Source organism: Streptomyces sp. CB01249, assembly GCF_001905735.1.
Taxonomy (GTDB): Bacteria; Actinomycetota; Actinomycetes; order Streptomycetales; family Streptomycetaceae; genus Streptomyces.
This window is the reverse complement of sequence record NZ_LISW01000003.1, coordinates 1-13,885: the sequence shown is the minus strand read 5'-3', so window position 1 is coordinate 13,885 and position 13,885 is coordinate 1. Positions and strand designations below refer to the sequence as shown.

Genomic DNA, 13,885 nt, shown 5'->3' with positions numbered 1-13,885 from the left:
GTCCCGCCGGTCGGGGCCGGACCGGGCCGCGAGCGGCACGCCGTAACGTAGCCCGACGTGACCACCCTCGGAACCGGGGTGCTGCGCGTCCGCCACTGGCTGCGCGCCCACCCCCTCGCGCTGGACGGCGCGCTCGCCCTGGGCGTGCTCGTGGCCATGGTCTTCGCCTCGTTCGTGGACCCCGGCGGGCACGACGGGCCCACCTTCGGCGCCCGCACCCCCGCCGCGAGCAGCCTGCTGCTGATGCTGCTCAGCTCGCTGGCCCTGATCCGGCGCCGCCGCGAACCGATGGCCGTGCTCGCCGCCACCGGGGCGCTGACCGTCGTGGAACTGGTCACCGCGGACCCGCCGGCCCCCGTCGTGATGAGCGCCGTCATCGCGCTCTACACCGTCGCCGCCCGCACCGACCGGCCCACCACCTGGCGGGTCGGGCTGCTCACCATGGCCGCGCTCACCGCCGCCGCCATGCTCTTCGGGTCGCCGCCCTGGTACAGCCAGGAGAACCTGGGCGTCTTCGCCTGGACCGGCATGGCCGCGGCGGCGGGCGACGCGGTCCGCTCCCGGCGCGCGTTCGTCGGCGCGATCCGGGAGCGCGCCGAACGCGCCGAACGGACCCGCGAGGAGGAGGCCCGCCGCCGGGTCGCCGAGGAACGGCTGCGCATCGCCCGCGACCTGCACGACGTCGTCGCCCACCACATCGCCCTGGTCAACGTGCAGGCCGGGGTCGCAGCCCACGTCATGGACAAGCGCCCCGACCAGGCGAAACAGGCCCTCGCCCACGTCCGCGAGGCGAGCCGGTCCGCGCTCAACGAGCTCCGGGCCACCGTCGGCCTGCTCCGCCAGTCCGGCGACCCGGAGGCGCCCACCGAACCGGCCCCCGGCCTCGCGGTCCTCGGCCAGCTCGTGGAGAGCGTGCGCCAGGCGGGGCTGCCCGTCGAGGTCGCCTGCGCCGCCGAGGGCGAGCCGCCGCTGCCCTCGGCCGTCGACCTGGCCGCGTACCGGGTGATCCAGGAGGCCCTGACCAACGTCCGTAAGCACGCGGGCCCGGGCGCCAAGGCCGAGGTGAGCGTCGTACGGGTCGGGGCCACGGCCGAGGTCATGGTCCTGGACAACGGCCGCGGGAACGCCACCGGCGCCGACTCCGCGTCCGGCGGCGGCCACGGCCTGCTCGGGATGCGCGAACGCGTCACCGCCCTGGGCGGCACCCTCACCGCGGGTCCCCGCTACGGGGGCGGGTTCCGCGTCCATGCGATCCTGCCCGTCGAGGCCCGCGCGCAGGAGCCCGGTGGCCCGGGCGCGGCGGGCCGGACGGGGGAGAACGCATGACACCGGCCATCAAGGTCCTGCTCGCCGACGACCAGGCGCTGCTGCGCAGCGCGTTCCGGGTGCTGGTCGACTCGGAGCCCGACATGCGGGTGGTGGGCGAGGCGGCGGACGGGGCGCAGGCCGTGGAGGTGGCCCGCGCCGAGCGGCCCGACGTGGTGCTGATGGACATCCGGATGCCCGGCACGGACGGACTCACCGCCACCCGCATGATCAGCGCCGACCCGGATCTCGCGGACGTCCGCGTGGTCATGCTCACCACCTTCGAGGTGGACGAGTACGTCGTGCAGTCGCTGCGCGCCGGGGCCTCGGGCTTCCTCGGCAAGGGCGCCGAGCCGGACGAACTCCTCAACGCGATCCGGATCGCCGCGGGGGGCGAGGCGCTGCTCTCGCCGGCCGCGACCAAGGGCCTGATCGCCACGTTCCTCGCGCAGGGCGGCAGCGGGGTGGAGGACGGGCCGGGGGCGGCCGCGTACTCGGAGCGGCTGGCGGCCCTCACCACGAGGGAGCGCGAGGTGCTGGTCCTGGTCGCGGGCGGGCTGTCCAACGACGAGATCGCGGAGCGCCTGGTCGTCAGCCCACTCACCGTCAAGACCCATGTGAACCGGGCGATGGCGAAGCTGGGCGCCCGGGACCGGGCACAACTCGTGGTAATCGCGTACGAATCGGGCCTGGTGCGCCCACGGGTGGAGTGAGGGTGCAGGCGGGGCGTACTCCACCTGCGGTATGCGGGGCGTGAGAAAGCGACCCTGGGGCCGAGGACTTTCGTCCCGGGCATCGGCGATCGTATAGGTGGGCTGGATCTGTCCCCCGGGCACGCCCCGGCATCCCGCCCACCTGCCGCGTAAGCCACAGAAAGAGACCCACCCATGTCCTGGCTGTCCAGATTCAGCCTCGCGCAAAGGGCCCTGATCGGTCTGATCTCGATCGTCGCGCTCGTCTTCGGAGCGATTGCGATCCCGCAGCTCAAGCAGCAGCTGCTGCCCACCATCGAACTGCCGATGGTGTCGGTGCTCGCCCCCTACCAGGGTGCGTCCCCCGATGTGGTCGAGAAGCAGGTCGTGGAACCGCTCGAGAACACCATCAAGGCCGTCGACGGCGTCACCGGCGTCACGTCGACCGCCAGCGAGGGCAACGCCGTCATCATGGCGTCCTTCGACTTCGGGGACGAGGGCACCAAGCAGCTCGTCGCCGACATCCAGCAGGCCGTGAACCGCGCCCGCGTCCAGCTGCCCGAGGACGTCGACCCGCAGGTCATCGCCGGTTCGACGGACGACATCCCGACCGTCGTCCTCGCCGTCACCTCGGACAAGGACCAGCAGGCGCTGGCCGACCAGCTGGACCGCACCGTCGTCCCCGCCCTGGAGGACATCGACGGCGTCGGCCAGGTCTCCGTCGACGGTGTGCGCGACCTCCAGGTCTCCGTCACCCCGGACGACAAGAAGCTCGCCGCCGCCGGACTCAACGCCGCCGCGCTCTCCCAGGCCCTCCAGTCGGGCGGCGCGACCGTCCCGGCCGGTGCCTTCTCGGAGTCCGGCAAGAGCCGCACGATCCAGGTCGGCGGCGCCTTCACCTCGCTGAAGCAGATCGAGGACCTGCGGGTCACCGGTCAGAACCCGGCCTCGGGCAAGCCCGGCAAGCCGGTCCGCCTCGGTGACATCGCGACCGTGAAGCAGGAGGCCGCCACTGCGGACTCCATCACCCGCACCAACGGCCGCCCGAGCCTCGCCGTCATGGCGACGATGGACAAGGACGGCAGCGCCGTCGCCATCTCGGACGCCGTCAAGGACAAGCTCCCGGACCTGCGCAAGGACCTCGGCTCCGGCGCCGAGCTGACCGTGGTCTCGGACCAGGGCCCGGCCGTCTCCAAGGCGATCTCCGGCCTGACGACCGAGGGCGCGCTCGGCCTGCTCTTCGCGGTCATCGTGATCCTGGTCTTCCTGGCCTCGCTGCGCTCCACCCTGGTCACCGCGGTCTCCATCCCGCTCTCCGTGGTCCTCGCGCTGATCGTGCTCTGGACCCGTGACCTGTCGCTCAACATGCTGACGCTGGGCGCGCTCACCATCGCGATCGGCCGGGTCGTGGACGACTCGATCGTCGTCCTGGAGAACATCAAGCGCCACCTCGGCTACGGCGAGGAGCGCCAGTCCGCGATCATCACCGCGGTCAAGGAGGTGGCCGGAGCGGTCACCTCGTCCACCCTCACCACCGTCGCCGTCTTCCTGCCGATCGGTCTCGTCGGCGGCATGGTCGGCGAGCTGTTCGGCTCGTTCTCGCTGACCGTCACCGCGGCCCTGCTGGCCTCGCTGCTGGTCTCGCTGACCGTGGTCCCCGTCCTGTCGTACTGGTTCCTGCGCGCCCCCAAGGGCACCGCCGAGGACCCGGACAAGGCGCGCCGCGAGGCCGAGGAGAAGGAGGCGCGCAGCCGCCTCCAGCGGATCTACGTCCCGGTGCTGCGGTTCGCCACCCGGCGCCGTATCACCAGTGTCGTCATCGCCGTCGCCGTCCTCTTCGGCACCTTCGGCATGGCGCCCCTGCTGAAGACCAACTTCTTCGACCAGGGCGAGCAGGAAGTCCTGTCCATCAAGCAGAAGATGGACCCGGGCACCAGCCTCGCGGCCTCCGACGAGGCGGCGAAGAAGGTCGAGAAGCTCCTCGCCGACGACGACGGCGTCAAGGACTACCAGGTCACCGTCGGCTCGTCCGGCTTCATGGCCGCCTTCGGCGGCGGCACCGGCTCCAACCAGGCGTCCTACCAGGTCACCCTGAAGGACTCCGCCGAGTTCGAGGCCACCCAGGACCGCATCGAGAAGGGTCTCGCCAAGCTCGACGGCATCGGCGACACCACCATCAGCGCGGGCGACGGCTTCGGCAGCCAGGACCTGAGCGTCGTGGTCAAGGCCGCCGACGCGGACGTCCTGAAGAAGGCGTCCGAGCAGGTCCGCGCCGAGGTCGCCAAGCTCAAGGACGTCACCGACGTCCAGAGCGACCTGGCGCAGAGCGTCCCGCGGATCTCGGTGAAGGCCAACGCGAAGGCAGCCGACGCCGGTTACACCCAGGCCACGCTCGGCGCGGTCGTCGCCGGAGCGGTGCGGGGCACCCCGTCCGGCAAGGCGCTCATGGACGACGCCGAGCGCGACGTCGTCGTGAAGTCGGCCCACCCGGCGACCACCATGCAGGAGCTGAAGGACCTTCCGCTCGGTAAGGTGAAGCTCGGCACCATCGCCGATGTGAAGCTGGTCCCCGGACCGGTCTCCATGACCCGGATCGACGGCCAGCGCGCCGCGACCATCACCGCCCGGCCCACCGGTGACAACACCGGCGCGGTCAGCACCACGCTCCAGAACAAGATCAAGGCCCTGGACCTCCCGGAGGGCGCCACCGCCACCATCGGCGGTGTCTCCTCGGACCAGGACGACGCCTTCAAGAACCTGGGCCTGGCCATGCTGGCGGCCATCGCGATCGTCTTCATGCTGCTGGTCGCCACCTTCCGGTCGCTGATCCAGCCGCTGATCCTGCTGGTCTCCATCCCGTTCGCCGCCACCGGCGCGATCGGCCTGCTCGTCGCCACCGGCACCCCGATGGGCGTTCCGGCGATGATCGGCATGCTGATGCTGATCGGCATCGTGGTGACCAACGCGATCGTGCTGATCGACCTCATCAACCAGTACCGGGCCCAGGGCCTGGGCGTGGTCGAAGCGGTCGTGGAGGGCGGTCGCCACCGTCTGCGCCCGATCCTGATGACGGCCCTGGCGACGATCTTCGCCCTGCTCCCGATGGCGCTCGGCGTCACCGGCGAGGGCGGCTTCATCTCGCAGCCGCTGGCCGTCGTCGTCATCGGCGGTCTGATCACCTCGACGCTGCTGACGCTCCTCCTGGTGCCGACGCTGTACGCGATGGTGGAGCTCCGCAAGGAACGCCGCCGTGACAAGAAGGCCGCCAAGCGGGCCGCGAAGGCCGGCACCCCGGCCCCGGCGGAGGCGCAGGAGTCCGGCGAACCGGAGCCGACACGGGCCTGATTCACCGGTAACCCACACAGGGGGCCCGGTCCGCACGCTCGTGCGGGCCGGGCCCCTTCGTGTGTACGGGTGCGGTCAGGCCGCCCCGCTGAGCGCCTTGATCATGCGGAGCCACAGCTCCCCGTACGGCTCGGCGTACCGGACACTGAGGCCCGCGATCTCCCGCAGCAGCCGGGCGCGGATCTCCTCCGGGGCGCGCGGGATCAGATCGGCCAGCTCCTCCGGTTCGATGCCCTGGACGGCCCCCGAGAGGACCATGCTCACCTGGGCGTGGGCGAAGGAGGACAGCCGGTCGTCGAAGACCTGCCCCTCGATGGCGGCCGCGTGCATCAGGGAGGTGCCGTCACCGGCCTCCAACGCCCTTTCCACGTACGCCTGGAGCGCGTCCCGGTCCTCCACCAGCGCGTAGGCGGCGTCCATCCCCTCCGTACGGGAGACGTCCAGGACGGCGACGTGCGAGAGCGGGGTGTCCGGGGACGGCCGGACCTGGAGGAGGCGCGGGTGGTCCTGGAGGTAGGCCCGCGACTCGGCCCAGGACTCGCAGCCCACCCACTCGGCCAGCTGCCCCGAGAGGATCAGCGGATCGTAGGCCGAGGTCACCCCGTGGTCGAGCACGAACTCGCGGAGCGCGGCGTGCTGTTGCGCGGTGCCCGGATCCAGGAGCGCCAGCTCTTCGAGCGCCGTCGCGGCCTCCTCGCTGCCGAGCGCGTCGGCGTACCGGGACCAGAGGTCGCGCGACGCGGACCAGTCGGGCGCGAACATCCAGGTGCCCACGGCTTCCAGCGTGGCGGCCGAGAGCGAGAGCCAGTCGGGCGCGGGCCCGTGGGTCTCCGCCTCCCACGCCTCGCGCACCGCCTCCCGGTCGCCGTGGGCGCGCAGGGCCCGCCGTGCCCGTACGGTCACCAGGTCCGGGCCGTCCTCCGGTTCGAGACCGGCGTCCCGCCCGAGGAACGACGCGAGCGCGCGTACGCCCTCCGAGGGGAGCGGGTCGGGGCAGCTCAGGAGGAAGATGCTGCGCTCGACGCCGAGGCGCCGGGCGGTCGACGGGTGGGCGTCGGCGAACTCCGCCGCGCACTCGCCGTACGCCTCGACCGCCGAGGCGTGGTCGCCGGTACGGGCGAGTGCGCGGGCCAGGTTCCCGACCGTTTGCGCCAGATCGTCCGCGAAGGGGCGCGGGTTTTCGAGCGCCAGGGCGCGGTACGCGGCGACCGCCTCCCGTGTCGTGTCCACGGCACCTTCGTCGTCCTCGTTCATCCCGCGCAGCTTGCCCAGGTTCCGCAGGGCGCGTGCCAGGTCGGGGAGGCGGGCGCCGCTGTGCTCCTTCGCGAGCAGGCGCCAGAGATCCACCCCTTCCCGGGCCACCGGCAGGGCCTCTTCCGGGCTGCCGGTGTCGGCGAGGTTCTGGGCCAGGGCGCCGAGGGCCCCCGCGAGGGTGGGACGCAGGACGGGTGCGTCGGGGAGGAGTTCACGCAGGAGCTCGACGGCCTCCGTCGCGACTGACAGCCCTTCGTCCGGCTCCCCTGCCCGGTTCAGATGGCCGGCGAGGTTGGTGAGGGCGGTGGCCAGATCCGGGCGGTACACGGCGGGTTGCAGCACGGCGAGTTGCCGGCGGAAGGCGACCGCCTTCAGGCCCGCCGAGACCGCCCCCGACAGATCGCCCAGGGTCGCGCGGTGGTTGCTGACGTTGCTGAGGACCGTCGCGTACTCGGGGAGGTACGCCTCCCGGTCCTCGGCGGCGAGGCGTTCGTAGAGCCCGGCGGCTTCCTCGGCGTGCAGCAGGGCCTCTGCCGGCTCACCGTCGGCGGTCAGGTGCATCGCGAGGTTGTTGAGCATCGCGGCGAGCCCGGGGAGGCCGGCCAGGGGTGTGCTCTTGACGGCTTCGCGCTGGAGCTGGATGGCCTGACGGGCGAACAGCACCGCGGTGGTGTGGTCCCCGATGGCGGCGGTCTTGTTGGCCATGGACGTCAGGGACCGGGCGAGATCCGGGCGGAAGACCTCCGGATGCTCACCGGAGAGCGCGGCGAACATGCGCGCGGCCTCGCGTGCGGTGGCGAGCGCTTCCTCGTGGTCCCCGGCGGCGGAGAGCTGGTCCGCCAGGTTGTGGAGGGCCCCGGCCAGGTGCTGCCGGAAGGCGTCCGGGTGACGTACGACGAGCTCCCGGCAGATGTCCACGGACTCACGCGCGAGCGTCAGTGCCCCCGCGAGGTCGCCCACGTCCCGCCGGTGTACGGACAGATTGGTCAAGGACCCCGCCAGAGCGGCCCGCAGGGTGGAGGGATGGCGCTCGGCCAGCTTCCGGTTGGCTTCGACCGCTGCCTCCGCGTGGGGCAGGGCGTCCTTATGACGTCCGACTGACTTGAGGGCGTTGGCCAGGTTGCTCAGAGATGAGGCGAGCGAGCCCAGGAACTCGTCCGGGCCCGCGGCGGCCAGTTCGGTGTGGATCTCGACCGCCTCCTGCGCGGGGGAGACCGCGGCCCTGCGATCCCCGGCCGCCCTCAGAGCCACCGCCAGGTTGTTCAGCGCGGCGGCGAGGTGCGGGCGGAAGGCTGCGGGCTCCTTCTCGGCCAGTCCCCTGAAGACGTCGAGAACGTCCCGGTTGAGCGTGAGCGCACCCTCGACGTCACCGGTTTCGGCGAGCCTGCGCGCGAGCGCGGCGGTGGCGATGGCGAGGTCGCCCACGGCCGCTTCGTCGTCCGCTGCTGTGACAGTCCGCTGGAGCGCGACCGCTTCCCGGGCCGGGGCCAGAGCGGCCTCACGGTCCCCGAGGTCGGTGTACCGCTTGGCGACGTTGATGAGGGCGTGGACCAGCGTCGGTGTACGGGAGGGGGGCTCGGCCTCCTCCGAGGTCCGCAGGAGGCCGACCACCTCCTGCGCCGTACGCAACGCCCCCTCCAGGTCCCCTTCCGTCCCCAGGCGCTCCGAGAAGCCGTACAACGCCCGGGCCAGGACCGGGGCCGCGCTGGGCCCGATCCGCCTGGCCAGCTCCCGCAGCGCCTCGATCCCCGGCACACCCGCCCGTACCGCGTGCCACGCGAGCGCCCGCACCACGTACGGGTCCACCGCCCCCCAGCCGCCATCCGGCACCTTCCGCTCCGCATGCGCGACCAGCGCCGCGAGCACCACCTCGGCGGCCTCGGCCCCGCCCGCCACCGGCCGGGACACGAGATGCGAGACGAACTCCCGGTGGTACAGCCGGTACACCGCCTGCCCGTCCTCCGCGTCCTCCACGATGTAGCGCCCGTACGCGGACAGCACCCAGTCCACGTCGCTCTCGTCGTACGGCGTCGCCCGGCCGCCCAGCGCCCCGGCGACCTCCTCCCAGACGCCTCCGGCGGGCATCCCGCGTCCGGCCGTCCAGGCCAGCGCGGTCAGCAGGTCCCGTGCGGCTGAGGGGAGTTCGGTGCCGTCCGCCAGGACCCGGACCGGGCCCGCCCGCAGATCGTCCTCGAACGCGGCCCCGATGGACTCCGGCAGACCGGCCTCCCAGGCGTCCCCGTCGTTACGTCCCTCCGCCAGCAGCGAACCGGTCACCAGCCGGGCGAACAGGAACCCGCCGCCCACCGCCGTGGCGCGCGCGGCGACCGCCTCGCCCGCCTCCCGCGCCCGGTCCGCCGGAAAGCCGCCCACCTCGCACCGGCGGCGCACATACGCGGCGATGTCCTCCTGCGTGTCCGGCTCCGCCTCCAGGTCCGCGGTGGTGACGGCCGCCCCGATCAGCCGCGCCAGCGCGTCCGGCAACGTCTCGTCCGGGTGCCCGTCGTCGTCCGCCAGCCGGGCGCGGAACGCCCGCTCCCGCGAGCCCAGCAGCACCGGGACCGCCCGGCTGAGCGGGAAGACCAACTCCTCGATCATGGTGTGCAGATGCTCGACGGGCACCTCGTCCAGGCCGTCCAGGACCAGCACCGGACGCCGGTCCAGCTCCCGCAGCTCGCCCCGGAAGTCGTCCGGATTGCGCGGCTCCGGCAGCCCGAGCCGTAGGGCCAGCTCCGCGGCGGCCTGAAGCGGACTGAGGCCCCGCAGGTGCACCGCCGCGAGCGGGTGCCCGGGGCCGGGGCCGGGGTCGCCCGCACGCAGGCCGCCCTGCGCCTCGGTCTCCGCGCGCCGCTCCGGGTCGGTGAGCGTCGCGATCCGCCCCAGCACCGCCGACTTGCCGCAGCCCGCCGGGCCGGTCACCAGGAAGAGCCCGGCCTCGTCCGCCTCGATCCAGTCGGTGATCCGGCCCAGGACCCGCTTCCGGCCCGTGAAGAACGAGCCCTCCTCGCGGAACCCGACGCCCCGGGCCGCGAGCACCAGGTGCTCCACCAGCCGCGCGGGCGCCCCGGGCACATGGCGCGGGTTCGGGAAGACCGCCCGCCCGGTGCCGAGGGTGGCCGGAACCGGCGTCTGCCCCTCGCCGCGCCACCGCTCGCCGAGCGCGGTGAGCACGTCCGGGCCGCTGACCCAGGCGTTGTGGGCGCTCCACGCCGACCGGTACTCGCTGGTGGCCGGGCCCTCCCTCAGCACCTCGGCCAAGGCGTCGAGCAGCGGCCCGGCCCCGTCCGAGGTCTCCCCGCGCCGACAACTCGTCATGATCCCGAACCACTGCACCCGGCCGGGCGGCGCGGAGGTGGTCTCCCACCGCCGCAACGCCTTCTCCAGGCCCCGGCCCACGGCGTCCCCGGCATGGCAGGCATCGATGAGCACCAGGATCTGGTCGGCGCCGGACGCCACGGCCTCGTTGACCAGCGTCTCGGGCGAGACCCCGTGCCGCAGGGCGCGCGCGTCCCGGGCCACCTGCTCGACGTCGAGGTCCAAGTCGCACAGCGCCAGGCGGAGTTCGTCGTCCACCAGCACGCCGTGCCCGGACCACACGATGATCGCGGGCTTCCCCGCGCCGGACGCGCTCCAGGCGGTGAGGTCCCGGTCGAAGTCCGCCCAGGACGGGTTGCCGCCGCCCGCCACACGGGTCGCGATCCCCAGCGCCTCAAGGCGGTTGACGACCCCCTCCATCTGGGCCGTCGCACCGGTCAACTGCGGAAAGGTCCGCTCGTCGGCGTACGTCTCACACACCACGCACAACGCGGTCCCCACGGCCTCGCCGCCCACCACATCCGCCTCATCCGCCATCGGGCGCTCCGCCTTCCCGTACATACGCCGCTGAAATGGACAGCAGCGTATGCACGCAACGGACGCCGGGGGGCCGGTCCGGACAAACTCGACTCTTTCCGGTCCCCGGGTGATAAGGAAACGGCCCGTCCCACGCGCACGTGTGGGACGGGCCGTTGCGCTGCGCGCTACTTCAGGGACGAGACGAAGTCGCCCCATGCGGCGGAGTTGACGACGAGCGACGGACCGCTCGGGTTTTTGCTGTCGCGTACGGGGATGACGCCGGGGAAGTCGTCGCTGATCTCGACGCATTCGCCCCCGTTGGTGTTGCTGTAGCTGCTGCGGCGCCAGCGGGCGGAACTCAGCTCGGGGGAGTGAGTCATGGTCGGTAGTCCTCCATCGCGGTACGGATCATTGCCGCCGACTCGGCCAGGGAGTGCGAGTTGGCGCGCAGTACGTCGTACTGCCGCCGCCACTTCTTCACCGCGTCCGGGTCCTCGTAGAGGTGACCGGCCTCGATGCTCTCCTCGTACGCCACCGAGGCGCCGTCGGGCAGGGTCAGCAGAGTCAGTGCGCCACCCAGTAGCGAGTGTGGCCCCGCACTGAACGGCATCACCTGAACCTTACTGTTCGGAGTATCCACCTGCTCCAACAGCGAGGCCAGTTGCTTGTGCATGCAAGACCGGCTGCCCACCTGCCGCCGAAGTACGGACTCGTCGATGATCGCCCAGCGAAACGGTGGATTTGCCGATCGTTGTCGCTCCTGCCGGGACATGCGGGCGGTGACGCGCTCATCGACCACCTCTGCGGTCAGGTCCTCCTGACAACGGAGCAACTCCCGGGCGTACTGCTCGGTCTGGAACAAGCCAGGCAGGGCCTGTGCGCCGTACTGCTCTATGACCTCGGCCCGGGCTTCGAAATTCATGTACCGCTTGTACTGGTCGGGATGGATGTCCTGCTTGGCGAGTTCGTAGAGCCCCGTGAAGTACTCGTCCGTCCCGAAGGCGATGTCCAGGCAGCTGGGCATGTCCGGTGGGGGCATCAGTTCGGCTGTCTCGATCCGGGCGAGCGTGCTCTTGCTGGAGTTGACGATGTCCGCCAGCTGCACGAGGGACAGCTTCGCGCGCTCGCGGTGGCGGCGTAACTCCGAGCCGAAGTAGTGGCGCGTGGAGGCGAAGGGCGAAAGCGGCTGCGGCCTGAACGTCATGGAGCGGGCCTTCCGTGTGTCCCGTGTTGAACGTCGGGACGCGGCGGCCCTGTTGGGGAGACCCGCCACAGCGCGACGATTGCGGCACACACCGTAACCAGCGGGTACGACCGGGGACCAGAGCGCTCCCCGAACGGAGGCGGAGGCGACATGATGTTCGACGCGCAAGGGAACGCGATGCGGCTGCTCCCCTGGGTCGGCGAGAGCGGCACCCCGTGCTACCTGAGCAGCGACGACCCCGGCGGCCGGATGTCACGGCTGGCCGACGAGGTGGAGACGGGCCTGCTCGACTCGGCCGAATACGTCCTGACCGAGGCGCGGGCGCTCCTCGCGGAGAGGGGCGTGGGGGCACGCGAGTTGCGGTTCACCGGGGTGCGGCTGGCGGAGTCGCTGCGGGACGCCCTGCGGATCGCGGAGAGCCGGGGATACCGCTTGGCTCCCACCCTCCTCACGCCTGCGGAGGCCGAGGAAACCACGGCTTGCGCGGCGGCCCAGGGGGCCGGTACCAGCGAGGCTTGAGCGGCTTGCCGGGCGGGACGGGGCGGTCGGCGGCGGCGATGAGGAAGTGGGCTTCGGGGAGGTGGCCCGGAGTGCTGTGCAGCACGGGCAGCTCGGTGCAGCCGATGAGCGCGAGCAGCTTGCAGGCGGTGGCGTGGGCGCTCAGCACGGAGTCGCCTTCGGCGAGGTTGCGATAGAAGACCCGGGCGTACGCACACGCGTGCGCGTCGGGGACCTGCCCCTCCCACCCGATGGCTACGGGGACGAGGCCGGCCATCTCCTTGGCCAACGGCTCCGTCCAGCACGCGTTGAGGACCACCAGCCGCAGCCCGAGCGGGGCGGCGTCGGCGACGCAGTCGCGTAAGCCGTCCAGGGAGACGGGTGCCTCGCCACCGTCATCGGTGACGAAGCGGGGCCCGCCGTCGGGCGTCCCGCGCCCTGCGAAGTGCAGGGTGTGGGGGACCGTGGCCGCCAGGTACTGCACCAGGTCCTCGGCCCGGGCGGCCGGAAGGACGTCGAGCCGCAACAGGTGCCCGAACCGGGCATGCGTGACGCTGCGCTGTACGTCCCGGTGCTCCTCGTGCAGCGCGGGCGCCCGACCGGCCTCGGGCGAGGCGGCGAGGACCAGGCAGACGGCGGCGGTCACCCGGTGGCGGCCAGCACCTGGATGATCCGCACCCAGTGCGCGGCGTGCTGCTGCGCGTGAGTCGCGCTGAGGGTGGCGGTCTCGGAGATCAGCCGGTTGCGTGTGTCGGGCGAGGCGTCGGCGACGAGGGGGGCGAGGTCGGCGGGGTCGGCTTCGTCGGGTGTGCCTGCGAGGAGCAGGGCGGCCTGGTGGTGGGTGCGGGCGGAGAGCTGGTCGGCGTACACCTCGTCCTCGATGGCGGCCGCGTGGCGGAGGGCGTCGGCGTCGCCGGTGGTGAGGGCGTTGTCGATGTACTGCTGGAGGGCGGTGCGGTCGCGTACGAGGACGTAGGCCGTCGGGATGTCGTGGGTGCGGGCTGCGTGGAGGAGTGCGCCGGGAACGGAATCCGGCGGGTCGAGTTCGAGGAGGTCCGGGTGCGCGCGGAGGTACTGCTCGGACTCGTCCCAGGTGGTGAGGGCCGTCCAATCGGCCAGCTGCTCGCCGAGGATGAGGGGGCGGTAGGCGGCGGTCGCGCCTTCGATCAGGATTTCCTCGCGGAGGACTTGGTGTTGGGCGGCGGCCTCGGGGTCGAGGAGCGCGTACTCGGCGAGGGCGACGGCAGCTTCGGGGCTGCTCAAGAGCTCGGTGTGGTCGGTCCAGTGGGCGTATGAGTCGGACCAGGAGTGCGTGGTCGTCCATGCGCCGACTGTGCTCAGCGCCTGGGGGGCGAGCGCTAGCCAGGAGGGGAGGGGTGTGCGGGTCTCGTCGTGCCAGACAGCTGCCAGGTCTTCGCGGTGTTCGGCGCTCTCTTGTACGTACGCGCGGAGGGTCTTCCGAGCGTGGAACGTCACTTGGTCCGGTGCTTCGGTGGTTGGGATGCTCGCCAGTCGAGCGAGGTTTCGAAGGCCGGCTGTGGTCGAACACCCCGGCTCACGGATCAGGAACCTGTCCCGTTCGAGCATGAGAGCTCGGCCGACTGCGGGGTGCTTGGCGCTGAGGTCGACGATGACTTGCTCGTACGCCTGGGCTGCGGCTGAAAGGGCTCCGGCGTCAGTGAGTCGCTTGGCGAGGGTGTTGAGGGACATGGCGAGGTTGGGGGTGAAGGTTGCGGGGTGTTGTTCGGCGAGG

9 protein-coding genes are annotated in these 13,885 nt (G+C 72.2%); 4 read left to right on the top strand and 5 right to left on the bottom strand.

The features are described 5' to 3' along the window. Nucleotides 1-57: 57 nt before the first annotated feature. The 3 genes from AMK18_RS15725 to AMK18_RS15715 all read left to right on the top strand — a co-directional run bounded on the left by AMK18_RS15725 (nucleotide 58) and on the right by AMK18_RS15715 (nucleotide 5,342). The gene (locus AMK18_RS15725; RefSeq protein ID WP_018103573.1) at nucleotides 58-1,326 is read left to right on the top strand and encodes a sensor histidine kinase; all 1,269 of its coding nucleotides are present in this window, start codon (nucleotides 58-60) and stop codon (nucleotides 1,324-1,326) included. Next, complete coding sequence (locus tag AMK18_RS15720) at nucleotides 1,323-2,018, top strand: response regulator (RefSeq protein ID WP_018103574.1); 696 nt, start codon at nucleotides 1,323-1,325, stop codon at nucleotides 2,016-2,018. The genes AMK18_RS15725 and AMK18_RS15720 overlap by 4 nt, the downstream gene beginning before the upstream one ends. A gap of 174 nt (nucleotides 2,019-2,192) precedes the next feature. Continuing rightward, nucleotides 2,193-5,342: an efflux RND transporter permease subunit gene (locus tag AMK18_RS15715; RefSeq protein WP_073863267.1), complete on the top strand. Its 3,150-nt coding sequence runs from the start codon at nucleotides 2,193-2,195 to the stop codon at nucleotides 5,340-5,342. Between the two features lie 75 nt (nucleotides 5,343-5,417). Here the strand turns inward: AMK18_RS15715 and AMK18_RS15710 are convergent, their stop codons facing one another. From AMK18_RS15710 to AMK18_RS15700, 3 genes are all read right to left on the bottom strand, one after another. Beyond that, nucleotides 5,418-10,448, bottom strand: a complete 5,031-nt coding sequence (locus AMK18_RS15710) for a tetratricopeptide repeat protein (protein ID WP_073863266.1) — start codon at nucleotides 10,446-10,448, stop codon at nucleotides 5,418-5,420. 167 nt (nucleotides 10,449-10,615) lie between these two features. Beyond that, nucleotides 10,616-10,810: a DUF397 domain-containing protein gene (locus AMK18_RS15705; protein ID WP_073863265.1), complete on the bottom strand. Its 195-nt coding sequence runs from the start codon at nucleotides 10,808-10,810 to the stop codon at nucleotides 10,616-10,618. Beyond that, a complete protein-coding gene (locus tag AMK18_RS15700; protein WP_073863264.1) occupies nucleotides 10,807-11,634 on the bottom strand; it encodes a helix-turn-helix domain-containing protein in 828 nt (275 codons plus the stop codon). Before AMK18_RS15700 ends, AMK18_RS15705 begins: the two co-directional genes overlap by 4 nt. Nucleotides 11,635-11,784: 150 nt before the next feature. On the opposite strand from AMK18_RS15700, the gene AMK18_RS15695 reads away from it, so the two are divergent. After that, nucleotides 11,785-12,153, top strand: coding sequence for a hypothetical protein (locus AMK18_RS15695; protein WP_073863263.1), 369 nt, complete (start codon nucleotides 11,785-11,787; stop codon nucleotides 12,151-12,153). On the opposite strand, the gene AMK18_RS15690 is transcribed toward AMK18_RS15695, so the two are convergent. Together AMK18_RS15690 and AMK18_RS34895 are read right to left on the bottom strand one after the other, a co-directional pair. After that, entirely contained in the window at nucleotides 12,083-12,778 is a 696-nt protein-coding gene (locus tag AMK18_RS15690; protein ID WP_073863262.1) for a CHAT domain-containing protein, read from the bottom strand. The genes AMK18_RS15695 and AMK18_RS15690 overlap by 71 nt on opposite strands. Beyond that, nucleotides 12,775-13,395: a hypothetical protein gene (locus AMK18_RS34895; RefSeq protein ID WP_198957016.1), complete on the bottom strand. Its 621-nt coding sequence runs from the start codon at nucleotides 13,393-13,395 to the stop codon at nucleotides 12,775-12,777. Before AMK18_RS34895 ends, AMK18_RS15690 begins: the two co-directional genes overlap by 4 nt. Nucleotides 13,396-13,885 lie beyond the last annotated feature (490 nt).